We start from the raw sequence: 23,136 nt of genomic DNA, 5'->3' as shown, positions 1-23,136 counted from the left end.
GCTTTGGCATGATTCTAAGTGCATTGTCTCATGCGGCGGTGCACCTCTAGAAATTGTGAAGCGATATATCCAGAATCTGGATATATCGCCTCAGTCAGGAGGCGCTATCCCTCCCCACCGTCTATACGGTGGGGAATCCCGCGCCTTACGTTGATGTCTTCCCACTGCAAATGGGTAGGGAACTGCACCCAGAAAGCGTCTAGGCCAAACCACGCCTTGACTTGCTTGCCCACTCTAACCTGCCCTTCTTGGAACTTTGTCCATTGCTTGGGGTAGGCTACGGGAAACAGTCCAGCCTTACGGTACTGTGGCAACCTGGGCTTTGCGTCTGGCTGCGCTTGCAAAAGCGACTTGAAGCTCGTTAGTGCTTCTGCTGCCGATTTGCAGGTCTGCTGGGCAGAGGAGACATGCATCGCCGCAAAGGGCTTGTTCTTGGTTCTCACCCTCTCTCTGCAGAGCTGGGCGTAGCTTACCAGTCGCTTGGTTTTGAAAGAGACTTGGCGAGCATAGTACAGAGCGCAGTTGTAGACCTTGTTGGACTGCTGGCAGAGGTACTCCAGTAGGGCTACTGGCTTCCTGTCCTGAATCAGAACCTGTTGACAGCCGTAGTCCATGGTTGCTGAGTGGTGAGCCAAAACTAGAGTAACGACCCGCATCGTTGGTGAGCCGCTAAAGCTGCTCGAAGGCTTTTCCGCCCCGCCCTACTCGCGTCAGCGGCGCGGAGCGCTGAGTACAGGGCTACCCAGCTACTCTGCTGTGTGCATCTGGGATGCGAGTCGGCTTCAGGAGAAGCCCTGCGGCCGCTTGCGGCTGTCCCGGCGGATCCCCTTGAGCTTCCTGGCACAGCCGACCTTAAAGACAGCAGAGGCCGGCCAGCCACCCATCAACTTACCTTGAAATGAGTAGACAGCTCTGGTAAGCTCGAGGCGGGATTTTGCCTGATTGTCAAGGTTGGGATCCCTCCTAACGAGTCCAGGAGAAACCGACATGGCGGCACGGGTAGGTATCAACGGTTTTGGCCGCATTGGGCGTTTGGTGCTGCGGGCGGCTTGGGGTTGGCCGGAGCTGGAGTTTGCCCACATCAACGAGATCAAAGGTGGGCCTGCCACTGCGGCTCACCTGCTCAAGTTCGACTCAGTGCAGGGCCGCTGGAACATCGACATCGAGGCCTCTGAGCAACGGCTGCGCATCCAAGACAAAACCCTTACCTTCAGTGAATTTAAATCTCCTGGCGAAGTGCCCTGGGCCGATTTGGGGATTGACCTGGTGCTGGAGTGCTCGGGCAAATTCGTTAAGGCGGCAGAGCTGGACGCCTACTTCAAGGCGGGGGTGCGCAAGGTCATTGTGGCTGCCCCTGTCCAGGATGAAGAGGCCCTCAACATCGTCATGGGCATCAACGACCACCTCTACGATCCGGCTCGCCACCACCTGCTTACTGCCGCCTCCTGCACCACCAACTGCCTAGCTCCCTTGGTCAAAGTGATCCACGAAGGGATCGGCATCCTGCACGGGGTCATCACCACCGTCCACGACGTCACCAACACCCAAAGTATGGTGGATGCTCCCCACAAAGACCTGCGGCGGGCTCGCTCGGCTCTGCTGTCTTTGGTGCCCACCACCACCGGCTCGGCTAAGGCCATTGGCCTCATCTATCCTGAGCTCAACGGCAAGCTCAACGGCCTTGCGGTGCGCGTGCCCCTGCTGAATGCCTCTTTGACCGACGCCGTGTTCGAAGTGAGGCGGCCCACCACCGTGGAAGAAGTCAATCACCTCTTGAAGACTGCAGCCGAGGGGGAACTCAAGGGCATCCTCGGCTATGAGGAGCTGCCCCTCGTCTCGGTGGATTTCAAGGGGGATCCCCGCTCCAGCATTGTGGATGCGCCCTCGACCATGGTGGTAGATGGCACCCAGGTGAAGATCCTGGCTTGGTACGACAACGAATGGGGCTACGCCAACCGCATGGCGGAATTGGCCCGCAAAGTGGCTCTCAGTTTATAGAAGCATCCCCCCCTTGGAGACCTGCCCATGACTTCTGTCTCAAGTGCCCAAGCTGCCGCAGTGCGCAACTATGCCCTAGTAACCGCCGCCTACTGGGGATTTACCATCACTGACGGCGCCATCCGCATGTTGGTGCTGCTCCACTTCCACAAGTTGGGCTTCACCCCCATTCAAATTGCCATGTTGTTCCTCTTCTACGAGATCTTCGGGGTGATCACCAACTTCCTGGGCGGCTGGATTGGATCCCTGTTTGGCCTGCGGCTTACCCTCTACGGAGGCATCGCCATCCAGATCTTCGGCCTGGTGATGCTGGGGGTGATCAACCTGCAGTGGCCGGTCTGGGGCCAGGTGGCCTATGTGATGACGGCCCAGGCCCTAGCTGGGATCGCCAAGGATCTCACCAAGATGAGCTCCAAAAGCGCCATCCGGCTGGTGGTGCCCAAGGAGGCCGAATCCCGCCTCTTCCGCTGGGTGGCGATGCTGACGGGATCCAAAAACGCCCTCAAGGGGGCGGGGTTCTTTGTGGGAGCGGCTCTGCTGCAGATCTTCACCGAGATCTACGGGGATCCCCTGGGCTTCCGCATGGCCAACTTCGTCCAGGCAGGGGCGCTGGCTTTGATCTTCTCTTCGGGGGTGCTACTGCCGGCGGATATGGGCAAGGTTAAGGCGAAGATCCCCTTCAAGCGGCTGTTTTCCAAAAGCCGTGAGATTAACCTCCTCTCAGCAGCCCGCTTTTTCCTGTTTGGGTCGCGGGATGTGTGGTTTGTGGTGGCCCTGCCGGTGTTTCTCTACGACGAGCTGGGCTGGAGCTTTATGCAGGTGGGCAGCTACATGGCCATCTGGGTCATTGGCTATGGGATCATCCAGTTCCTAGCACCCCAACTCCTGGGAGGAGGTCGCCCGGGTCGCGCCCCCAAGGCCCGAACCATCCAAATCTGGACATTTACCTTGACAGCAGTGCCGGCAATCATTGCCACCGCCTTTATGGCCGGCCTGCCGCCGGAATGGGTAGTTACTGGCGGCCTCATCCTCTTTGGGATTGTCTTTGCCTTTAACTCAGCAGTGCACTCCTACCTGGTGCTGGCCTACACGGAAGATGACGATGTTGCCCTCAACGTGGGTTTTTACTACATGGCCAATTCCGGTGGCCGCCTGCTGGGGACGGTAACCTCCGGGATCCTCTTCCAGCTCTACGGCCTGGAGGGCTGCCTCTGGTCTTCCACCCTGTTGATTTTGATGGCAGGGCTGTTCTCGCTGAAATTGCCGGATCCCAGCAAAACTCCGGTGGAGTGGGTGGTTAAGCCGGGGGATTGAGGCTTGCCGAAAGGGGGATCCCTCACTCAAGCAGGGCTAGGTTATCCCGATGGACGGCGGTATCCACCCCTTCGTAGCCCAAGATGTAGGGGATCTCGGCAGTTTTTTTGCCCTTGATGCGCCGCAGTTCCTCGGCGCTGTAGTTGACTAGGCCCCTGCCTACCTCGCGTCCGCTGGGATCACACAGGCGCACGGCAGCTCCTGCCTCAAAGTCGCCGGAAACCTCTACGATCCCTGCCGGCAGCAGGGATCGCCCTTGCTCACAGACTGCCCGCACTGCCCCCTCGTCCAGGGTGAGGGATCCCTCGGGGATAAGGCCGTAGGCAATCCACCGCTTGCGGGCGCTAACAGGCTGGGGAGCTGGCTCGAAGCGGGTGCCAATGGGCTCGCCAGCCAAGATGGCCGGGATCTGGTCGGGCCGCTTGCCGTTGGTGATTACCACCGTCACGCCAGCAGAGGTGGCAATTTGAGCGGCAGTAAGCTTGGTGGCCATGCCGCCCGTGCCCCAGCCACTTTTGCCTTGGGCTTCCGCCTTGACCCGTAAAGGCATCCCGTGCTCCACCCGCTCGATGGGCTCGGCGGAGGGATCCCGGTGGGGATCGGCTGAATAGAGCCTGTCTACGTCGGTGAGGAGGATTAGCCACTTGGCCTGTACCATGCTGGCTACCAAAGCTGAGAGGGAGTCGTTGTCGCCAAACTTCAGCTCCTCCACCGCCACTGTATCGTTTTCATTAACAATGGGGATAACTCCCATCTGCAGCAGTTGGGTAAAGGTGCGATTGGCGTTCACGTAGCGGCTGCGCTCCACGAAGTCGCCGCGGGTAAGCAGCACCTGAGCAATGGGTTGGTTGAGGGCAGAGAAGAGATCATCGTACAGGCGGATCAGCCGCCCCTGGCCCACCGCCGCCACCGCCTGTTTTTCCGCGATTGCTGTTGGCCGTTGGCGCAAGCCCAGGCGGGCACAGCCCACTCCCACCGCTCCGGAGGAGACCAGGATTACCGCATAGCCCTGGCTGCGCAGCCGCGTCAGCACCTCCACCAGCGGCCCCAGCACAGAAAGGCGCAGCGAGCCCGTCTGCATGTCTGTCAAGCTGGAGGTGCCGATCTTCACCACCACTGTTCCCTCTGTTGCTGCCATCTTCTTGTTCGATCCACTTGCTCGACCTAGCCAGGGTTCGCCATCCGTATCCCACCATAGCGGAACCAGGGCCCTTGCTTGCCCTCGGAGTCGCTGCAGGGGACAATAGGAGAAGGAATAAGTCTGTCTCAAGGTCTCTCTTTCTCTGGCTGTGAATCCTGTTCGTACCCTCTCCGCCACCAAAGCGGCCTTTTTCAGCGCCTACCCTCGCCCGATCAACGCCGCCTACCGGCGGGTGGTGGAGGAGTTGCTGGTGGAGCTGCACCTGACCACCGTCAACAGCGCCTTCGTCTACGATCCCTTTTTTGCCCTAGGTCTGGTTACCCTCTATGACAGGCTGATGGAAGCCTACCACCCCCCAGAGCAGCGCGAGGCCATCTTCAACGCCCTCTGCAAGGCGCTGCACCTGAAGCCGGAGGTGTTGCGCAAGAACGCCCGCGACCTGCTGGAGCTGGTGCGCAGCGGGGATCCTGTCCAGCGATACAACCTGCTCTGTCTCAAGCCAGAGGCGGAGGATGTGGGCGGGCTGAAGGCCATTTTGCAGCGTATGACCCAGTCCCCGTACGCCTACAGCCGGGTTCTGGCGGTTGGTCTCTACACTGCCTACGAAGCGGTGGCTACCTCGCTCTACAAGGAGCCGGAAGAGCGCACCCGCCACTTTCTGGAGGATGTGATCAGCAACTTGCCCTTCTCGCCGGAGCGAGTCAAAAAAGATCTGGAGCTCTACCGCAGCAGCTTGGATCGCCTGAAGCAGGCGCGGGCCATCGTCGAGGAGATGGTTAAAGCAGCCCGGCGCCAACAGGAGCGCCGCCAATCCACCGCCTCACTGCCCGGGACTTCCGTCGCCGATCCCCAAGAGCCCGGCAGCTAAGCCCTCCTAAGCCAAGTACTGGGCCCACCTGTCCACCACCTCAGGCGAGCCGTACCAGCGCCGCCCGCCGCGGCTGGAGTGGTGACAGTCGGGAATGGTGAGGTTGATGGCCCCTGCCAGATGGGCAGCCTCAATGGGAGTGATGCCATCTCCCCACAGCTCCCCCTGGCCGGCGGTAAGCCGGTAGCTGTTGTAGGCCAGCCAAGCCAGGTAATGCTCCTGCCGCCACAGGGATCCCAGGCCTAGGCGGCGCCCTTGAATGGCCTTGCCGGCCACACAGACGTACTTGACCTGCGGCCAGAAGGCCCCCGGGTAGTGGGTGTTGACGAAGTCCAGGTTACACCTTGTCCAGCGTTCCCGGCTGGTGTGAGGGGATCCCAGGCTGATTAGGGTGGCAACGTGCTCTCGCCCCTGCCACACCTGCCCCCCGTAGGGCACGGATCCCAGGTAGATGCGGGCAATCCAGCCGCCAGCGGAGTGGGCCACCAAGTTAACCTGGTCAACTGCAAACTCGGCCTGGGTGCGTTGGATAGTGGCCTGGAGGGCCCGCAAGATGGGGGTGACGGGCCTTCCCCCCAGCGTGGGAAACCAACTGTACACCTGCAGGGGCACCACCCGGGCCGCATAGCCGCGGGCCTCCAGCTCCTGACGCAAAGGCTCGTACTCTGAGGCACCTGCCAAGTAGCCGGGCAGGATCACCGTGGGCAGAGCAGCCATGGGCTAGCGCGGGTACCAAAACATGCCCTTGATCCCCTCCGGGTCAGGTGTAAAGCCCAGGCGCTCGTAGAAGCTGACCACCCCCTGGTCGGCGAAAAGGGTGATGTTGCTGATGTCCTGGGCGCGCAACTCCTGGATCACCTTTTCCATCAGCCGCTTCCCCAGCCCTCGGCCCTGAAACTCAGGATGCACCACCACATCCCAGATGGTGGCATTGAAGGCATGGTCAGAGGTGGCGCGGGCAAAGCCGATGAGGCGACGGTAGCTGCCCCGCTGCTGCCACATCGACACCACCAAAAAACTATGTTGCAGGGCTTTCCTAACCTTGTGGATAGGGCGACGCGACCACCCTACTGCATCGCAAAGTTCCTCCAGCTCATACAGATCCAGGTTGGGATCCAGGCTAAAGACAATGGTTTCCCCTCCCACCGCCACTGTCTCCTGGCGAGGAGGGGGTGTGGCCGTTTGTGTTGACGCTTTGGTGGCAGCAGTCCCTGCTGAGCCAAACAGGCCTTTCCAAAAACTCATTGGAATTGCAGTGGGGCAAAAGCCCACTTTTGTGAGCATGTCCTCAGTATAGCTAGGATTGGCGGCAGAAGCGGCCCGTCTGCTCAGCGGCTGCCGCGCCGGCTTGGAAGAGACCCATAGGGAGACTTATAATCCAATCTGGCCAGCAAGAACGCTTTATGGCTCCTCCCGGCACCGGCACCCTCGTCAACGCCCTTGCCATCCTCTTGGGCAGTGGCCTTGGCTGGGTGCTGGGCCGCCGCTTGCCAGAGCGCATGAGCCAAACCCTGCTACAAGCTATGGGATCCCTGGTGTTGGTCTTGGGGATCCAGATGGCCCTTACCCTCAGCAGCGCTGCCCAAGCGGTAACGGTTTTGCTGGCCCTGATCGGGGGGGCTTTGCTGGGGGAGGGGATCGACCTCGAGGCTGCCTTTGAACGGCTGGGACAGGCCCTGGAAAAGCAGATCAGTCGCTGGCTAGGCCCCAGCCCTATTGCTCGCGCCTTTGTGACCACCACCCTCCTGTTTGTGGTCGGCCCCATGACCCTGCTGGGCGCCATTGAGGATGGCTTGGGGGATCCCTCCCTGCTTTTGGTCAAAGCCGCCTTGGATGGCATTGCCACCCTAGCTTTTACCGCCAGCCTGGGCTGGGGCACACTGTTTTCCGCCCTGCCGGTGCTCTTGGTTCAGGGGGGCGTGGCCCTGCTGGCCCACCAACTGCAGCCGCTGTTGCGCCCAGACCTGCTTGCCGCCTTGGAAGCCACCGGTGGGCTCCTCATCCTGGGTATTGGGATTAATCTACTGGGCCTGGCTCGCCTGCGGTTGGCCAACTTGCTGCCGGCTTTGGTCATTGTGGAACTGCTGGTGGGATTTTTCCCCCTCTGGGATCTCAACCTCTAGGGGACTGGTGGGGAAGCTGGGGGCTGGCAGCGGCAAAGGTTACCTTGTTGATCACCCGGGGCAGCAGCCTGTCTTGGGGCGCGCACCTACAGCTCAACTTTTGCCAAAGCTTCTTCCGGCCCCACCAGGGCAATAGCTGGGTTGACCAGGTAGGTTTTTGCAGCCTGCTGGAGATGGGCAGGGGTAAGCTGCCTCACGCTCTGCAAATACTGCTGGTCGAACTCCATGCCCAACCCCAAAATCTCGTACCAGCCGGCCAGTTGCGCCACTTGGGCATTGGTCTGTTTGCTAAGGGCATATTGGCCCAAAAGCTTGCGCTGGGCCATCCCCACTTCCTCGCTACTTAGGAGGGTGTCATGGAGGCGCTGGATCTCTGCTTGCAGGCGCTCCAGCGCCACGGGAGTGTTCTCCGCTGCCGTGCCCAGGTAAGCCACAAAAGGGGCGGGATCCCGACGGGTGGCAAAGAAGGCGGAGACCTCGTAGGCCAAGCCGCCGCGCTCCCGCAGCTCGACAAAAAGACGGCTGGACAGGCCGCTGCCCAGGTAGGTGGCCAGTAGCTTCAGGGCGGGATAATCCGCAGAAGAGGCAGGGGATCCGCGAAAGCCAAGCACAATCGTTGTCTGCTGGGTGGGTTGGGAGAGCTTTAGCAGTTGCGGCTTCTCCAAGGAGGGCAGAGGCAGAGTGGGATCGGGGGCAGGGGGGCCAGCGCTCACCCAATCTCCCAGGACAGCTTCCACTTGGGCTGCCATCGTCTCCGGTGGCTCTGGGCCGATTACCGCCATCACCATTCCCTCCGGGCGGCAGTAGGTGCTGTGGTAGGCCAGCAAATCCTCGCGGGTCAGGGATCCCACCGTCTCCAGTCCTCCCAACCCCGGCAGGGCGTAGGGGTGATCCCTATAGAGGGCTTGCCGCACCTGATCCCAGGCCAGGTTAAAGGGCCGTTCCTGCTGGGCGCGAATGGCCTGCAGCATCAGCTCCCGCTCCCGCGCCACCTCCGCCTCGGGAAAGCTGGGATCCCGGAGGATCTCCGCCAGCAACTGCAACAGCTCCGGAAAGTCCTCCGATACACAGCGCAGGCCAACCTCGAAATGATCAGCAGCGCTGTCTACAGAAAGGGAAGCTCCCAACGATTCCACCCAAGCGGCAATAGCTTGGGAGCTGCGCTGCCGAGTGCCCTTGGTGAGGACAGCGGCCAGCAGGTGGCTCAAGCCCGCCTGCTGCGGTTGCTCTACCCGGCTGCCGCCACGAAAAAAACAGTGGGCGGCCAGGATCTCCACCATCGGGTTCTGGCCCAACAGCAGCGTGATACCGTTGGCCAGGTGGAGGCGCTGCAGCCGGCCACGCTGGGAGGTGGGCAGGGTGGGGTGCATCACAGCTTGAGGATCACTAGCGGCAGGCCAGTTGGAGCTCCGAAGCCGCGGCAGCGTCAGATGCAGCCGGCTTGAGCAGAGCGACCACGTAAGCCTCAGGAGAGAGGTACTGCTGAGCCAGCTCGCGGATTTGCGCTGGGGTAAACGCTTGCAACAGCTCCAGGTACTCCTGGAGGCGCTCCACCCCGACCAGGGTCTCGTAGTAGCCGTAGAGGCTCGCCAGTTGACTGGGGGACTCGGCGGAGAAGAGAAGTTCGTGGGTCAGCATGCGCCGAGCGCGCTCTAGCTCCGCTTGGCCGATGCCATCCTGCTGCAACTTCTCGATCTCGTTCAGGAGGGTGGCCTCCACCCGTGGCAAATCCTCTACCTCCAGGTGGGCGCTGATGCAAAAGAGCCCCCCCTCCTTCAGCACCAGCGAAGAGCAGCCGATAGCCCTCACCCAGCCCCGCTGTTCCCGCAGCAGATGCACCAGCCGCGAAGTACGCCCATCCCCCAGCACGGCAGCCAGCAGCTCTAGGCCGCAAACCTCTTCCCAGGCGTCGAGGCTAACTGTGGGCCAGGCCAATTTTAGACGGGCCTGCTCTAGGCGGGCATGGGTGCTCTCGCGGCGCAGGATCCCCTGCGGGCGGGGCTGAGGCGGGAGTGGGGGCCTTGTCCAGGCAGGGCCACTGGCGGGGCCGCCAAACTCCTTTTCCACCAGTGCCAGCGTCTGCTCAGGGTCAATGCCTCCCGTCACCACCACTGTCATGTATTCGGGCCGGTACCAGCCGCGGTGGTAGGCGCGCAGCAGCTCTGGGGTCAACCCCATCAGGCTTGCCGGCGTGCCCAGCACTGGTCGCCCATAGGGGTGCTCCTCCCCGTAGGCAGTTTCCATGAGGAGCTGGTAGGTGATGTATCCCAAGTCGTCAGCAGCGCGGCGAATTTCCTCCAAAACCACCTGGCGCTCCCGTTCCACCTCCTCGGGCGGGATCCCAGCCCGCAACACCGCCTCTGCCAGATAGGGCAGAGTCTCCGGCAGATCGGCGGCAGCTACTGTCATGTAGTAGTGGGTGTAATCCTGGCCAGTAGCAGCGTTGGTGATGCCTCCCCGCCCTTCAATAGCGCGATCCAGCTCGCCGGGGGCCAGCCGCTCGCTGCCCTTAAAAACCATGTGCTCGAGAAAGTGGGAGATGCCCAGCCACTGCGGCGGCTCGTTGCGCCCGCCTGTCTGTACCCAGACGTCCACCGTAGCCGAGTCGGCAATGGGAACGGGGTGAAGAATAACGCGCAGCCCGCTGTTTAAGCGATGGGTGTAAGCAGGCAGAAGACGAGGTAGGCGGCTCAAAATTCTTAATCGATAGAGAACAAACTTAATTTTAGCAAGACAACCCCCCGTCCGCGCCTGGAATACTCCAGGGAGGGGTCATTTCTCTAGGTTTTGGAAGGGGTATCCGTTGCTCCTGGCCACGAAAAGCTGGGGGATCCTTCGTCGGCTAGGCTTTCTTCCACTTGGAAGCCCGGGGGCCATTCTTCGCTGTCGCGCAGCCGCTGCACCACCTCCTGGGGCAGGATCACCCCCAGCTCCCGCGCCGCTACCGCTACCACATCGCCGCGGTCGATCAAGCCGGCAATGGCACCGCTGGGGGTGAAGACCAAGACGCGACGGGGTTCCGCCTGGCGCATCATCTGCATCACCTGGAGGACAGGGGTCTCCTCTCGTACCCCCTGCAGTTGCTCCATTGGCTTAAGAATGGCCTTGAGGGTGAGATGATCCCACTGGCTGCGCTCGATGTCGTTGAGCAGTTCCGGCCTCACCAGGCCCCGGTAGCGGCCGTCCTCCTCGGCAAAGTACACTTCCTGAACTCCCCCTCCTGCCTCTGGCTGGAGGGAAGCGGGAACCAGGTAGCGATCGACAAACTCCCGCAGGCTCATGCCCGCATCCAGGACGCGAAACCGACGGCTCATGACGTCTGCGGCCTTCAGGCGGGCCAACACGCGCTGCAGTTGCGCATACTGCTCATAGCGACGGGCGCTGTTTAAAATGAATAGGCCAATCAGGCCTAGCCAAAGGCCGTTGAGGCTTCCCCAAAATACCACCAGCAGACCTAGGCCTACTAAGCCCCAGCCCACTCCTTGGCCAGCGCGAGCTGCCCAGAGCATGCCCTTTTGCCGATCCCCTGTCCAAGCCCAGATGGCTGCTTTGAGCATCTGCCCCCCATCCAGGGGCAAACCTGGTAGCAGATTAAACAGGGCAATCATTAGGTTGATGGCAGCCAAGCTGGCGAGGGTTGAGACCAGCGGCGATCCTGGCCCCATCCAAGCTCCGGCCACGCTAAAGAGGACAAACAAGCCCAAGCTGAGGAGGGGTCCCGCCAGGGCCACCCAAAAGGCGCCCAGGGGGCGAGGAACTTCCCGTTCGATGGCCGCCATGCCGCCAAAGATAAACAGCGTGATGGAACTCACCCGGACTCCATAGGCGCGGGCTACCAAGCTGTGGGCCAACTCATGGGCCAGCAAGGAGAGAAACAGCCCTAGCGCCGTCACCAGGCCATAGGAGAGCACCAGCAACACAGCCGCTGGAAACCAGGTGTAGTCCAGGAAGAGGGGGATCCCCCACAAACTCCCAATGCGCAGGCGACTGGTCATAGCCCTCAACTCCCTACACAGCTTTTGCCCAGGGGGCACAGTTTCTAAGACAGCAGGCAACCCTTCCGTTGGGGATCCCTTCCTTTCCACTCTAGCCCTTTCCAGGGCTTGGTAACGGATCCCCCGCCTGCCCCCACCCTAGCTGGGGAAAATAGCCAGAGCCCACGACACCCCCTGCCCCTTGATGATTGTGGTAGCCTAGTTGGGCATTTGGATGGCCGGCGGGTCGGGCAACTCCTCTGGGACGGCCCTGGCCGGCAAGGAAAATTCTCGTCGGACTCCACGGGCAGCTTTGCAGGAGGGGTGTGGCTATGGTGTCGATTTCGTCCCGCTCAAGCGAACAGAGCAAAGCGGTGCCCTTGCTACAAGGGCAAGCGCTGGGTTCTGGGGGCGAGTTCCCAGCAACAGCTCCGACGGCCGCTCCAGTGTTCTACCGCACCTACAGTCGGCGGCGCCCGGATGGCAGCCGCGAGACTTGGAGCGACGTCTGCGATCGCACCCTGGCCGACATTGCCCGCCTAGGACGCTTCACTCCCCAGGAGCGGGAGCTGGTGGAACATCTGCAGCGGCAGTTGAAGGCGTTGATCTCGGGTCGGGCCCTGTGGGTGATGGGCACCGAGTGGATCCAAAAGCCGGAAAACTACTCCGGCGCCTACAACTGCACCAGCCTCACCGTGGTCGACTGGCCCTCCTTTGGCCTGATGATGGATCTGGCCATGATGGGCTGTGGCACAGGGGCGGTGCTGGAGCCCCAGTTCATCAGCCAGTTGCCCCCCATCCTCAACCGCCTACAGGTCCAGGTGGTGGGATCCATCGGCGCCACCCCCCGAGAGCAGCGGCAGGAGCACACCCGCATCCAGCGGCAGGGATCCCGCGTGCACATCCAGGTGGGGGATAGCCGGCGGGGCTGGGTGGAGTCCTACCAGGCGCTGCTGGAGCTGGCGGCGGATCCCAGCTTGGGCGGCGAGGTCCAGGTGACGGTGGACTTGAGCGATGTCCGCCCTGCCGGCGAGCGGCTACAGGGGTTTGGGGGGGTGGCCAACCCCATCAAGCTGCCCGGCCTCTACGAGCGCTGTGCCGCCATCCTCAACAAAGCGGTGGGCAGACAACTGAACTCGGTGGAGTGCTGCCTGCTCATCGACGAGGCGGCGGTGACGATTGTGGCGGGGAACATTCGGCGGTGCTTACCTGAAAACGCCTTGGTGCACACCTCACAAGGTCTGGTGCCCATCAAGGATGTGCAGGTAGGCGATTGGGTTCAGACCCCCCTTGGGTTTCGTCGGGTGGTCAACAAGTTTGACCAAGGGATCCAAGAAGTTTACGAAATAGAGACCAATGCCCTTCCTTTCTTTTCAACTTTGAACCACCGCCATGCGGTTTTGGCAGACGCTCGGGGGAACATCGCATGGAAAAGTACCCACGAGTTAGTCGAGGGGGATCGTCTGCTGCACAACACCCAAGTTCTCCCCGGCACCATCACCCATCTCCCTGAGGACTTTACGACACCTCGTCCAAGCCAAAGCCCCACCGCAAAGCCCCTGCACATCCCGCCTCTGACGCCAGAGGTGGCCTGGCTCATTGGGTTTACCCAGGGGGGTGGGTATGTTGCGCTGGGGCGCGATCTCCACGGCAAGCCCTACGGTCACCTGGAGTGGAGTGCCAATACCCTGGATCATCCCGAGCTGCTTTCCCGTCTCCAAGCTAAGCTGGAGCAGGCGCTAGCCGCCTTCGGGCTGACAGCTACCTGCAGCTATGGGCCAGGGGAGAACAGGGCAAGGTTTGTGTGTTCCTGCATCCCGCTGGCGGAGTATTTCGAGCGGCACATTAAGAAACCAAAGCAACCCCTGCAAGTTCCCGACTTTATCCTGCGCGGCACCGTTGAGGTACGGTCAGCTTACCTGGCAGGCCTTATCGACAGCGATGGATCAACCCGTAGTCATCCCCCCCAATTGCTGACAACTGTCCACCGCTCCTTTGCCCTGCAAGTGGGGGCTGTGCTCTCCAGTCTGGGTATTGCAGGCCGACTCCAAATCCTCCCCCCCAAGCAGGAGAACTGGCAGGTTCAATACAGCCTTACCCTACCGGCGTTCAAGGATCGGTACAACGCCTTGGTGGCTCCCTACTCAGCTAAAGGGAAGTTGCCCCAAGGGCTGGAGACGCATGGCTTTACGATTCCGGGCTCCCTGCTGCGGGAAGTATACAGCTACACTGAGATGCGCGGCATGGGCTGCCAAGGAGCTCGGTCGGTCGAAGCCAACTATGAACGATACTTGGCTGAGTCGGGGTTGGATTTGGATATCCCCGTTACAGTTAAGGGCCTAGGCAGCCATGACTGGGTACGAACCTACGACATTGAAGTCGAAGAGGCCCATTGCTTTTACTGCAATGGCTATCTCACCCACAACAGCGCGGGCATGCGCCAATTTGCCGCCGACGACGAGCTGGGATCCAGCGCCAAGGACAACCTCTGGCAGCAGGACGAGCAGGGCAACTGGAGAATTGACCCGGAGCGGGATGCCCTGCGCATGGCCAATCACACGCGTGTGTTCCACCGCAAGCCAACGCGAGAAGAGTGCATTGCGGCGGTGCGCAAGCAGTTTTACTCCGGCGAGGGAGCCATCCAGTGGGCGGGGGAAGCTGTGGCGCGGGCCAATGCCGACCTGCTCGCCACTCCAGAATTGAAACAGACCTTCCTCAACATCTATGCTTCCCAAGGCCCAGAGGAAGCTCGACGCTGGCTAAAACACCACTGGCCAACCCTGCCCGAGGCTGAACTGGAGCACCGGCTGCGGCGGTATGGGTTAAACCCTTGCGGCGAGATCATTGGATGCGACTTCCACTGCAACCTGGCTGAGATCCACCTCAACCGGCTGGATCCCCACAACCGCCAGGAACAAGAGGAGGCCTTCACGGCGGGGGCCCTGACGGCGGCGGCGCTATTGCACCATCGCTTTGTCGAGCCCCGCTTCCAGCGCTCGCGGGAGTGGGATCCCATCGTCGGCGTCTCGTTTACGGGGCTGTTTGACTTTTGCGTCAAAGCCTTTGGGGTGGACTGGCTGCGCTGGTGGCAGGAGGGGAGGCCGGATACGCCCCTGGGGCGGGAGTTTAAGCAGCAGGAGCGGGAATACCTCAGCTTTTGGAAGGAGGTTGTCCACCGCGTGGTCTGGGACTACTGCGACCGCCACGGGTTGCGCCGTCCCAACCGCTGCACCACTGTTCAGCCCGCTGGCACCAAGTCCCTGCTCACCAACGCCTCGCCCGGCTGGCACCCGCCCAAGGCCCAGCGCTACATCCGCCGCATCACCTTTGCCAAAAACGACCCCGTGGCCCTCGCCTGTCTGGACTATGGCTACTCGGTAGTGCCTGCCCAGGCGGACAAGGACGAAAACGGCAACCTGCTCAACGATCCCTTTGATCCCCGCTGTACCGAGTGGCTGGTGGAGCTGCCGGTGGAGGTGGAGTGGGCCAATTTGCCCGGCGCCGAGGAGATTGAGATTGAGCGCTTCTCTGCCCTGGCCCAGTTTGACTTCTACATGCAGGTGCAAAAGTACTACACTACCCACAACACCTCAGCCACCATCGAGCTGCGGGAGGACGAGATCGAGGCGCTGGGATCCCGCATTTACGAGGCCATCCGCGACGACGAGGGGTACATTAGCGCAGCGCTGTTGGCGCGCTTCGACGCTCCCTTCCCCCGCTTGCCCTTTGAGAAAATTGACAAAGCCACCTATGAACGGCTGATGGCTGAGGTCAAGCAAAGACGAAAGACCGATAACTTTTACGAGGCCCTGGCGCGCTACGACCGCAACCTCGCCCTTATGGCAGAGGGGCCGGCAGGGTGTGATGCTCTCGGCTGTCTAATGCCGGAGGCTAGCCCGCAGAGCGAGAACCCGTCCCGTTAGCAGAAGGGGGGATCCCGCCCAAGCTAGGTGCTGTTGCCCCTTCTCCGCCAGCCGGCCCTGGCTAGACTGTTCTTGGCTGGGATAGCCGTGCGCGCCTTGGCAGCCCCATCGGCAGGGCAGGCGCACTGGGCGCAGTTGGGTTTTCCCTGCCCAAGCGTTTGGTGGCTGGGGGAGTGGGATCTGATGCAGACAGGAGAGCGGCTCCAAAAGAAAGCCTGGGCGAGGGAAATCCGGCGCAGACTGGGGGGGCTGGTGCTGGCGCTGGTGGTGCTGCTGGGGATCGCCTGTTCTAGCCCCAAGGGCTCTGGGACCTCCCCTCCTGGATTGCTCCCGCCTCCGCCTGAGCCGGGCAGCCAGTCAATCCCTCTGACGGTGCGCACTCTGGGCAATAGCCGCTTTAAGTTGCTGAGCTTGAGGGTGGAAGTGGCAGGGGGGGAGGCCGAGGTGTTACTGGACACCGGCTCGGCAGGGCTGCGCATCTTATCGTCAGCAGCAGGCCGCCTTGGCCTGGAGCGGACAGGGATCCCTTCCACAGTAACCTTTGCCGATGGCACACAATTTATCGGAGTGCTGGCCCGCGCTCCCTTTGGCTTGGGCGGGATCCAAAGTCAAGAGCCGGTAACGATTCAGTTGATTGACCAAATTACCTGTGTGGAGGGTCTGGTGGCCACCTGCTCCGACAACCTATTTGGACCAGGGCGGCCCTTTACTGGGATCCTTGGCACCTCCCTAGACGAGCGCAGCCCCGATGCCAACTTGTTTAGCCCCCTCCCTCGCCTGCCGGGCAATTTGGGTTCTGGGTACATCCTCCAAACAGGTGGGTTCGACTCTGTGCAAGGCCTTTTCACCCTCGGCCTGACGGAGGCCAACACCGCTGGTTTCAATTTCCGGCAACTGCCTCAGGTGGGAAGCTTTCCCAATGGCACGCCCATCTGGCGGGATGAAGCCCTGCAGGTGGCCTACAGCATCAGCAATACCTCTATTCAAAATGTCCTCAGTCCCACCCTATTTGACAGCGGCGCCTCCGACATCTTCCTCAACGTTCGCCTGTTGGGATCCCCTCCCTTTCCCACCTCAACCCTGCCCCCCGGGTCGGAATGGCGCGCCGTCCTGGAGGGGGCATTTGACTACCGCATTCGGGTGGGCTTTCCGGTAACGCCCAGCCGGGATCGGATCTTTGTGAACGGCAACCAGAGAGTGCAACTGTTGGGCATGCCCCTGTTTTTCAACGCCGACGTTGCCTTTGATATTGCAAGGGGGCGGATTGGCTTTCGCCTACGTTGAGATCAAGGCCTTGAGTTGAATTGTGGAGGAAACCAATGTTTGCCCAGGAGGGGATCCCTGCACGTAGAAGGCCACGCTGCTGGCTCTGGCTTTGGGTTCTGCTGCTGTTGGGTTGGCTGGGATTGGGCGGGCCGGCTTGGTCCATTAGTTTGGGGGATCCCTTGCCGGAGTGGGCTAAGTCTATGCAGGTAGGACGCCAGCGGCTACGCGGCGTGGAGCACTACCAAGGCCAAGAGCAGATCCGGGCCTACGGCAACCAGGCGGGGCGGGTGTTTTGGATTCAAATCGAAAGCAGTGCCGACCTGCCGCCGGATCCCCGGCAGTACCTGGGGGAGTACCAGGCGTTTCCAGCCGAGGTCATCCAGGTGGTGCCCCTGCGGGCGCAGCGGTTGCGCTTCCGCCAAGGAAATCGCAGCGCTGAATGGCAAGTGGTGGGCATGAGCGGCCACTTTGAAGCCGAGGCGTTTAGCTATGACCTGGCCCCACCGGAGCTGTTTCGGGCCCAAGCTGGGGAGCCGTGAAGTGCGATCGGGAAGATTGGGGCCTATCCTGGAGAGAAGCTTGAACGGAGGGCTTGCCAATGAAACTGCTTCAGCAAGAAGTTACAGTTACCCTCAATCGCTTCCTTGTTAAGAAGCTAACTCAGACAGATCTCACTTTTTATGAGTACAACTGCAGGCCAAACCCCCTCCCAGAGCTAGAGGATGTGCACAAAACTCTTTCCAGGATCTGTAACCGTCTCGAAGTAATAGCTGTTCGTCTAGGAAATAGCATTATAACCCAAAAAAAGGTTCCAATCAGTAAGCTCAAAACAGAAAAGTGGGAGTTAGAAGAGTGTGGGCTTAGGGTTCTAACCTGTGCCAATCCTCAAGAAAGAAGCGCCCTCGAAAGCTTTGAGCGCAAGAGGATAGAGTCACACCTTAGGTACACCAAAAATACGGTTGAATTGATAGGAGGCGGCCTGCTCTGCTGGGTGACTGCTCAGAAAGGGGTAGAACTTTCCGGAGAAGGCTGGGAAATCCACGAAGCAAGAAGAATAGACGTTGCTGTTGAACCAGACGGAAAGCTTTACTTAGAAGTCGATATTCATTACCGCTTCTACACGCCGTGGACTTTGCATGAATGGCTGGAAAACTATCCAGATATCCCAATTAAGTGGGTTCGGAATAGATATGGTAAACGCGAGACTTGGGAATATCTGGGTATTTTTTCCAATCAGTCGCCGTGGGAGATTCAGTTGCCAGAACTGAACATGAGTCTGGCAGAGTACCATTTACAGAAGTACAATGCACCTAGGGAGGAAGTGGAAAGCTCTTGGGTAGTCGAAGTAGCTTCAAAGCAAAAGCGTTTGCCCCATCTGTCTCGAAGGCTATCGCCTGTTTTAACCTTGGAAATGCTGGCCAGTCTAGAAGACAACAGAGGCAAAGTTAGTGCTGATGTTATCAATCGCATCAGAAAAAGTTTAGAAGAACGATTGCAAGAGTCTGGAAAGACTGCGAGTTTGATTATAAAGGAAGTATACAAACTTTCCTGTGAGAAAATTGAGCCGCTGAAGACCAAGGGCTACATTCTGGCTAAGCCAAAGCTATTGGGATCGGAAAAGCTATTGGGATCGGGTCGCAAGCAAGTTCAAAATCCTGCTGGAGTTAGGTATCACGGATGTGCAAAAGTAGGCGAGACTAAGTTTGGATGCCTAAACCTCTATGACAACAGGCAAGAGTATCCCAGCGAAGTGCGCAAGTGCTTGCTTGAGGTAGCCCAAAAAAGCGGAGTAGAAGTTGAACTGGACTTCTGTGCCACTCAGCAAGACTTGCCTGAAGGCGATCTTGCCCGAAAAAGATTCTGGCAAAGCTGGGCTGAGCAAGGGATCAAAACCGTTTTGGTTGTCATGCCCTGGTCGCCCAATGAGCGCAAGCAAAAGATCCGCATGGAGGCCCTTGAAGCGGGGATAGCAACCCAGTTTATGATCCCTGTCCCTGGCGCTAATCCCTACAAAGCCCTAAACGTTGTCCTAGGGCTTCTGTGTAAGGCAGCATGGCAGCCGGTACTCCTGGAACCCCTCGACCATCCTGAACGCCCTGAGCTAATCATTGGCTTTGATGTGGGCACTAATCGGCAGCTATACTACGGAGCCTCTGCTTTTGCTGTGCTGGCCGATGGGCAGAGCTTAGGTTGGGAGCTGCCTGCTGTGCAGAGAGGAGAAACCTTCTCTGGGGACGCAATTTATCAAACTGTGTCCAAACTTGTCAATAAGTTTCATGACAAGCTTGATCGCTATCCCAGCAAGGTTCTCTTGATGAGGGATGGTTTAGTTCAAGGAGGCGAATTTAGTAGAACAATTGAGGAGCTAGAAAAAGAGAAGATTGCTGTGGATATTGTTGGCATACGCAAAAGCGGTACAGGAAGGATGGGGATAGAAGAAGGAAAAGGTAAGTACAAAGACGCCAAAATAGGCACCGTTGTTTTCGACTACTCGCGAAAGTCATTTACTCTGGTAACAAGCGAGCCCATTAGCAGAAAAGGCGCAGGCTCTATTGGCAGCGCAAGGCCCCTGCGAGTTGTCCACGAATATGGCAGTACGCCTTTGGAGGTCTTGGCTGTACAGACTTATCACCTTTCTCAACTTCATCCTGCCAGTCGCTCTCAAGCCTGTAGGCTTCCCTGGGTACTCCATTTTGCTGACAAAAGCGGCAAGGAGTTCCAGCGCCTTGGCAGCAACATCTTCAATGTCCTGCAAAGCATAGATCGCCAGAAGTTAATTGCCGTCTAGCTTGGCCCTGCTAGGATAGGGAAGGGTTTGGCATGTTGGCTATGTTCACCAACAACGAGGTCTGGAAGACCTTTTTGAGTAACCCCGTTGTCTTCTGCGGGGGCTTCCTGAGCGGCCTGCTGGGCTTGGATATCAAGCAAGATCCGCTGCGCAGTTGGCTGGAGTCTCAGGGCTTGAGGGTGGAGGATTCACCCGCCCCCACCCAAGGCCCCCAGTCTATTTCCATCGAGTAGGCGTCCGGGCAGGAGGGATCCCTGCTGGGGAGCCTCTCAATTTAGCAGGGCAAGCCGAGGTAAGCTAATGTCGCCCAGACAGTCCAAACTGAGAGGGTGGCGACGGCAGGGATCCCGCGGGGGCTATCTCAGCGGAGTGGTGTTCCTGCTAACGGGGCTGGTTGCCCTACAGGCGGCAGATCCGGCCTTGGCCCAGTTGGATCCCGCTTCTTCCCCAAGCGCCGAGCTGGATCCCCAAGTTTGGCTAGGGCGCTACAACGCTGCCCTGAAGCAGTTGCCGCCTCTGCCCAACTTGCAGTACCGCCAGCAGGTGCGGGTGGAGGGATCCCAAACTTTCACAGCCACCCTGGATGTGCTCCGCCGCCGTGACGGCAGTTGGCAGGCGTGGGTAGCTGAAGGGGATCGCATTCGCCTGTTGGATTCGCGGCAACTGGAGGTGGTGAACCAATCGGACCTGCTCAAGCTGTATTCGGTGTACGTGAGCCGGCCCGAAGCGCTCCTGCCCTCGGTAAGTTTTGAGCTAGAGGCTGATCCTAGCCGCTACCGCGTCGTCTCCTCAGAACGAGCAGATCTGGCGGGATCCCCTGTCCAGCACTTGCGCCTAGAGCCCCTGCAGGAGGGCCAGCTGCGGGAGCTGTGGCTGGAGCCAGAGTCAGGGCTGCCGCGGCAGGTGCTCTTGTTTTTGTCAGGGGTGTGGGGGCAGGCCTATGTCCTCATGGGGTTTACGGCAGTGCCTGCTCCCCAGGGAGGCACCCGTTACTGGCTGCCGGAGAGCAGCCGCATCAATGTGGGCTATGGGTTTTGGACGCTGGAGGGCCTGACCCGCCGCGTGTTCAGGGGATCCCTTGCCATCCGGCACGACTACCAGGACTATCGCCTTCTGCCGGAGGGGGTGCAGTTGCGCTTTTTGCCCTCACAGCCGCCGCTGGATGCACCGCCGGTGGTGGCCGGTCTGCCGGAGAGCAGTCCCTCAGTCGAGCTGGGAGAGGTCCAGGTTTTGGGAGTGGACGAGCAGGGAAATCAGCAATTTAGCATTGGCCTGGGCAGACGCACTGCCGCAGAGACCCCCTTGGAAGACCGCATCGCCGCCTTTAACCTCACCCGACCGGCCAGCCGCAATGCCCTCACCCAGATCGATACCTTGGCCTTCTTGCCTTTAGGGAGCAGCCAGTTGCCGATCTATCTCTTTCAATTCGACACCGGTCGCCCTCTCTCGCCCCTGCAAGGGGTGGAGCGCCCGCGGGTGGATCCCAACGAGGTTTTTGATCCCAGGCCACCTGCCATCAAACTCTTTGGAGACTAGCTCCCATGCTGACCGATGCTGCCTACGGCGTGATCCCGGTGCTGCCCCTCCCGCCCGCCCAGGGATCCCACCTCTACCTGCTCATCCAGCACCAGAAAGGGCATTGGGCCTTCCCCAAAGGGCACAAAGATGAGGGCGAAAGCGACCTGGCCGCAGCCCGGCGGGAGTTGCGCGAGGAAACCGGCCTGACCGACTACCAGCTTCTGACCCTGCCCGGCCAGCCCGACCCCCTGACGCTACAGGAGGCCTACACCTTCACAGATCCAGAGGGGAACGCGGTGGCCAAGACCGTTACCTACTACGTGGCCCTGCTGCCGCCCCAGTTTCCTCCCCCTGAGCTGCAGGTACAGCCGGAGGAGGTAGCCGCCTACCGCTGGTGCTCCTACCCCGAAGCCTTGGAGCAAATTACCTTCGAAGAAAGCCGCCAAATCCTGCGGCGCTGCCAGACGCATTTGGAGCAGCTTTGGCAGGCAGGAAAGTTCTAAATTTCGGGCAGCTTGACCTCCCTTCATTTGTGGCCCGCTTGTCCTTGACCAGGGAGAAGGGGCAATTCCAGGGCAGGGTTCTCCAGACGGGTTAGCTCCCAACGGTAGGGATCCCGCCGCTGCCAGTCCAGGCGGAAGGGCTGTTCCAGCGCGTTTACCTGATCCCGCGTCAGGTTGGCCAGAGGGCCGCCGGATCCCTCAATAATAAACCAGAGGGTGGCTTGGCCTTGCTCCCCAGGGCCGAGCTGCACCTGTAGCTCTTGAGGCCGGATGCGCAGGCGCAAAAACTGGCCGAAGACCTCGCGGCTGTAGGCCAGTGCCTGCTCTTTGTCCAAGCCCCAGCCATCGCGATAAGTGGCGGCCACTAAGTTTTCTACTTGGGCCCAATCTCGCCGTTCTACAGCTTGCAGCAACCTTTGCGTGTGGACTCGGATTTGCCGCTCCGGCTGAGCGTAGTGCCAAAAGGCGCCCCCTGCGATGGCCAGGACGACGGATCCCACCACCGCCCAGCGCAGCCAGGCGGGAAGAGGTGCAGAGGAGTGGGAGGAGGAAAACACAGGTTTGAGCGGAGCCAGAAGAGGGCCTTCTCTAGCTTAGAAAATCCGGATGTGAGAAGATAGCGCTACGCGCCGCCATGCGAGTGGCTCCTGGCCTTCAGCAGCCTACCACCTCAAAAGCTGTGACCCGCATCAGCCTCACACTTTAACTCAAGGTTACTTCAACTGCTCATGACCAAAGCTACCGACCGACTGCTGCTGGAGTTTGAGCAGCCCGTTGCCGCCCTCGAACAGCGCATCCAGGAAATCCGGGCCTTGGCCGAAGAAAACGACATCGACGCCTCCGAGCAGATTCGCCAGCTGGAGGCCAAAGCCGAAGAGCTGCGCCGCGAGATTTTCAGCCAGCTCACGCCTGTCGAGCGGCTGCAGGTGGCCCGCCATCCCCGCCGCCCCACCACCTTGGACTATGTGCAGACCATCTGCGACGACTGGTTTGAGCTGCACGGGGATCGCCACGGCCAAGACGATCCGGCCATCGTCGGCGGCCTGGCCAAGCTGGGGGATCAGCCGGTGATGATCCTGGGCCACCAAAAAGGCCGCGACACCAAGGACAACATCCACCGCAACTTCGGCATGCCCAACCCCGCCGGCTACCGCAAGGCGCTGCGGCTGATGGAACACGCCCACCGCTTTGGCCTGCCGCTCTTGACCTTTATCGATACGCCGGGGGCCTATCCGGGAGTCAAGGCAGAGGCTGAGGGCCAAGGGGAGGCCATCGCCACCAACCTGCAGACCCTGTTTCGGCTGGAGATCCCCATCATCTGCACTGTCATCGGCGAAGGGGGATCCGGAGGGGCTTTGGCCATTGGCGTTGGGGATCGCATCTTGATGTTTGAGCACGCCGTTTATTCGGTGATCTCGCCGGAAGGCTGTGCGGCCATCCTTTGGAAAGATGCCAAGAAAGCGCCCCAAGCCGCCGCCGCCCTGCGCATTACCGCCCAGGATCTGCTGCAACTGGAGGTGATCGACGAGATCTTGCCAGAGCCGGTTGGCGGCGCCCACCGCGCTCCTCTGGAAGCTGCCCAGACCCTAAAGGAGGCGCTCCTACGACATCTCAAGGAACTTTCTGCCCTGAGCGGGCGGGAGTTGCGGGAGGAGCGCTACCAAAAGTTTCGTCGTATGGGAGCTTTTCTGGAGCTGGCTCAGGAAAGCTAGGCGGGATC

19 protein-coding genes are annotated in these 23,136 nt (G+C 60.3%); 12 read left to right on the top strand and 7 right to left on the bottom strand.

Annotation, left to right across the window (positions count from 1 at the left end; all coding sequences use genetic code 11):
- Positions 1–987 precede the first annotated feature (987 nt).
- Positions 988–1,998, top strand: coding sequence for an ArsJ-associated glyceraldehyde-3-phosphate dehydrogenase (locus tag NW845_RS05445; RefSeq protein WP_414363996.1), 1,011 nt, complete (start codon positions 988–990; stop codon positions 1,996–1,998).
- Between the two features lie 27 nt (positions 1,999–2,025).
- The gene (arsJ, locus tag NW845_RS05440) at positions 2,026–3,312 is read left to right on the top strand and encodes an organoarsenical effux MFS transporter ArsJ (RefSeq protein ID WP_414377325.1); all 1,287 of its coding nucleotides are present in this window, start codon (positions 2,026–2,028) and stop codon (positions 3,310–3,312) included.
- Positions 3,313–3,334: 22 nt separating this feature from the next.
- On the opposite strand, the gene proB is transcribed toward arsJ, so the two are convergent.
- The gene (gene proB / locus NW845_RS05435) at positions 3,335–4,450 is read right to left on the bottom strand and encodes a glutamate 5-kinase (RefSeq protein ID WP_414363994.1); all 1,116 of its coding nucleotides are present in this window, start codon (positions 4,448–4,450) and stop codon (positions 3,335–3,337) included.
- A 151-nt stretch (positions 4,451–4,601) separates the two neighbouring features.
- Here proB and psb29 point away from each other — a divergent pair, with 151 nt between their 5' ends.
- The gene (gene psb29 / locus NW845_RS05430; protein WP_414363993.1) at positions 4,602–5,321 is read left to right on the top strand and encodes a photosystem II biogenesis protein Psp29; all 720 of its coding nucleotides are present in this window, start codon (positions 4,602–4,604) and stop codon (positions 5,319–5,321) included.
- Positions 5,322–5,327: 6 nt separating this feature from the next.
- Here psb29 and NW845_RS05425 read toward each other — a convergent pair whose 3' ends face one another.
- Both NW845_RS05425 and NW845_RS05420 read right to left on the bottom strand, forming a co-directional pair.
- Positions 5,328–6,038 (bottom strand): esterase/lipase family protein, encoded by a 711-nt coding sequence (locus NW845_RS05425; RefSeq protein ID WP_414377323.1) that lies wholly within the window; start codon positions 6,036–6,038, stop codon positions 5,328–5,330.
- 3 nt (positions 6,039–6,041) lie between these two features.
- Positions 6,042–6,566: a GNAT family N-acetyltransferase gene (locus NW845_RS05420; protein WP_414364013.1), complete on the bottom strand. Its 525-nt coding sequence runs from the start codon at positions 6,564–6,566 to the stop codon at positions 6,042–6,044.
- A 158-nt stretch (positions 6,567–6,724) separates the two neighbouring features.
- On the opposite strand from NW845_RS05420, the gene NW845_RS05415 reads away from it, so the two are divergent.
- Positions 6,725–7,444, top strand: coding sequence for a DUF554 domain-containing protein (locus NW845_RS05415; RefSeq protein ID WP_414377321.1), 720 nt, complete (start codon positions 6,725–6,727; stop codon positions 7,442–7,444).
- 86 nt (positions 7,445–7,530) lie between these two features.
- Here the strand turns inward: NW845_RS05415 and NW845_RS05410 are convergent, their stop codons facing one another.
- The 3 genes from NW845_RS05410 to NW845_RS05400 all read right to left on the bottom strand — a co-directional run bounded on the left by NW845_RS05410 (position 7,531) and on the right by NW845_RS05400 (position 11,439).
- Entirely contained in the window at positions 7,531–8,814 is a 1,284-nt protein-coding gene (locus tag NW845_RS05410) for a M16 family metallopeptidase (RefSeq protein ID WP_414377327.1), read from the bottom strand.
- Positions 8,815–8,830: 16 nt separating this feature from the next.
- Positions 8,831–10,138, bottom strand: coding sequence for a M16 family metallopeptidase (locus NW845_RS05405; RefSeq protein ID WP_414377319.1), 1,308 nt, complete (start codon positions 10,136–10,138; stop codon positions 8,831–8,833).
- An 86-nt stretch (positions 10,139–10,224) separates the two neighbouring features.
- Positions 10,225–11,439 carry a site-2 protease family protein gene (locus tag NW845_RS05400; protein ID WP_414363988.1) on the bottom strand — a complete coding sequence of 405 codons (1,215 nt, stop codon included), beginning with the start codon at positions 11,437–11,439 and terminating at the stop codon, positions 10,225–10,227.
- 311 nt (positions 11,440–11,750) lie between these two features.
- Here NW845_RS05400 and nrdJ point away from each other — a divergent pair, with 311 nt between their 5' ends.
- The 7 genes from nrdJ to NW845_RS05365 all read left to right on the top strand — a co-directional run bounded on the left by nrdJ (position 11,751) and on the right by NW845_RS05365 (position 21,416).
- A complete protein-coding gene (gene nrdJ / locus NW845_RS05395; RefSeq protein ID WP_414377316.1) occupies positions 11,751–15,341 on the top strand; it encodes a ribonucleoside-triphosphate reductase, adenosylcobalamin-dependent in 3,591 nt (1,196 codons plus the stop codon).
- A 27-nt stretch (positions 15,342–15,368) separates the two neighbouring features.
- Complete coding sequence (locus NW845_RS05390; protein ID WP_414377314.1) at positions 15,369–16,625, top strand: hypothetical protein; 1,257 nt, start codon at positions 15,369–15,371, stop codon at positions 16,623–16,625.
- Positions 16,626–16,660: 35 nt separating this feature from the next.
- On the top strand, positions 16,661–17,146 hold the full coding sequence (locus NW845_RS05385) for a hypothetical protein (protein ID WP_414377313.1): 486 nt from the start codon (positions 16,661–16,663) through the stop codon (positions 17,144–17,146).
- A gap of 59 nt (positions 17,147–17,205) precedes the next feature.
- A complete protein-coding gene (locus NW845_RS05380; protein ID WP_414377311.1) occupies positions 17,206–19,395 on the top strand; it encodes an argonaute PAZ domain-containing protein in 2,190 nt (729 codons plus the stop codon).
- A gap of 32 nt (positions 19,396–19,427) precedes the next feature.
- The gene (locus tag NW845_RS05375) at positions 19,428–19,628 is read left to right on the top strand and encodes a hypothetical protein (RefSeq protein ID WP_414377308.1); all 201 of its coding nucleotides are present in this window, start codon (positions 19,428–19,430) and stop codon (positions 19,626–19,628) included.
- Positions 19,629–19,695: 67 nt separating this feature from the next.
- On the top strand, positions 19,696–20,931 hold the full coding sequence (locus NW845_RS05370) for a hypothetical protein (protein ID WP_414377306.1): 1,236 nt from the start codon (positions 19,696–19,698) through the stop codon (positions 20,929–20,931).
- Between the two features lie 5 nt (positions 20,932–20,936).
- Positions 20,937–21,416: a bis(5'-nucleosyl)-tetraphosphatase gene (locus NW845_RS05365; protein WP_414372295.1), complete on the top strand. Its 480-nt coding sequence runs from the start codon at positions 20,937–20,939 to the stop codon at positions 21,414–21,416.
- Positions 21,417–21,439: 23 nt separating this feature from the next.
- Here NW845_RS05365 and NW845_RS05360 read toward each other — a convergent pair whose 3' ends face one another.
- On the bottom strand, positions 21,440–21,973 hold the full coding sequence (locus NW845_RS05360) for a hypothetical protein (RefSeq protein WP_414377304.1): 534 nt from the start codon (positions 21,971–21,973) through the stop codon (positions 21,440–21,442).
- A 171-nt stretch (positions 21,974–22,144) separates the two neighbouring features.
- On the opposite strand from NW845_RS05360, the gene NW845_RS05355 reads away from it, so the two are divergent.
- On the top strand, positions 22,145–23,128 hold the full coding sequence (locus NW845_RS05355; RefSeq protein WP_414377302.1) for an acetyl-CoA carboxylase carboxyltransferase subunit alpha: 984 nt from the start codon (positions 22,145–22,147) through the stop codon (positions 23,126–23,128).
- Positions 23,129–23,136 lie beyond the last annotated feature (8 nt).

Origin of the sequence: Synechococcus sp. H60.2, assembly GCF_047462315.1 — a bacterium.
Lineage (GTDB): Bacteria > Cyanobacteriota > Cyanobacteriia > Thermostichales > Thermostichaceae > Thermostichus.
Note: the sequence above shows the minus strand (reverse complement) of the source record. Positions and strands in the feature narration are given on the sequence as shown.

What these genes read in the sequence shown, in the direction of transcription:
- NW845_RS05445 (WP_414363996.1), top strand. Translation starts at nt 988, where the DNA reads ATGGCGGCACGGGTAGGTATCAACGGTTTTGGCCGCATTGGGCGTTTG.
- arsJ (WP_414377325.1), top strand. Translation starts at nt 2,026, where the DNA reads ATGACTTCTGTCTCAAGTGCCCAAGCTGCCGCAGTGCGCAACTATGCC.
- proB (WP_414363994.1), bottom strand. Translation starts at nt 4,450, where the DNA reads ATGGCAGCAACAGAGGGAACAGTGGTGGTGAAGATCGGCACCTCCAGC.
- NW845_RS05425 (WP_414377323.1), bottom strand. Translation starts at nt 6,038, where the DNA reads ATGGCTGCTCTGCCCACGGTGATCCTGCCCGGCTACTTGGCAGGTGCC.
- NW845_RS05420 (WP_414364013.1), bottom strand. Translation starts at nt 6,566, where the DNA reads ATGAGTTTTTGGAAAGGCCTGTTTGGCTCAGCAGGGACTGCTGCCACC.
- NW845_RS05415 (WP_414377321.1), top strand. Translation starts at nt 6,725, where the DNA reads ATGGCTCCTCCCGGCACCGGCACCCTCGTCAACGCCCTTGCCATCCTC.
- NW845_RS05410 (WP_414377327.1), bottom strand. Translation starts at nt 8,814, where the DNA reads ATGCACCCCACCCTGCCCACCTCCCAGCGTGGCCGGCTGCAGCGCCTC.
- NW845_RS05400 (WP_414363988.1), bottom strand. Translation starts at nt 11,439, where the DNA reads ATGACCAGTCGCCTGCGCATTGGGAGTTTGTGGGGGATCCCCCTCTTC.
- nrdJ (WP_414377316.1), top strand. Translation starts at nt 11,751, where the DNA reads ATGGTGTCGATTTCGTCCCGCTCAAGCGAACAGAGCAAAGCGGTGCCC.
- NW845_RS05385 (WP_414377313.1), top strand. Translation starts at nt 16,661, where the DNA reads ATGTTTGCCCAGGAGGGGATCCCTGCACGTAGAAGGCCACGCTGCTGG.
- NW845_RS05380 (WP_414377311.1), top strand. Translation starts at nt 17,206, where the DNA reads ATGAAACTGCTTCAGCAAGAAGTTACAGTTACCCTCAATCGCTTCCTT.
- NW845_RS05375 (WP_414377308.1), top strand. Translation starts at nt 19,428, where the DNA reads ATGTTGGCTATGTTCACCAACAACGAGGTCTGGAAGACCTTTTTGAGT.
- NW845_RS05370 (WP_414377306.1), top strand. Translation starts at nt 19,696, where the DNA reads ATGTCGCCCAGACAGTCCAAACTGAGAGGGTGGCGACGGCAGGGATCC.
- NW845_RS05365 (WP_414372295.1), top strand. Translation starts at nt 20,937, where the DNA reads ATGCTGACCGATGCTGCCTACGGCGTGATCCCGGTGCTGCCCCTCCCG.
- NW845_RS05355 (WP_414377302.1), top strand. Translation starts at nt 22,145, where the DNA reads ATGACCAAAGCTACCGACCGACTGCTGCTGGAGTTTGAGCAGCCCGTT.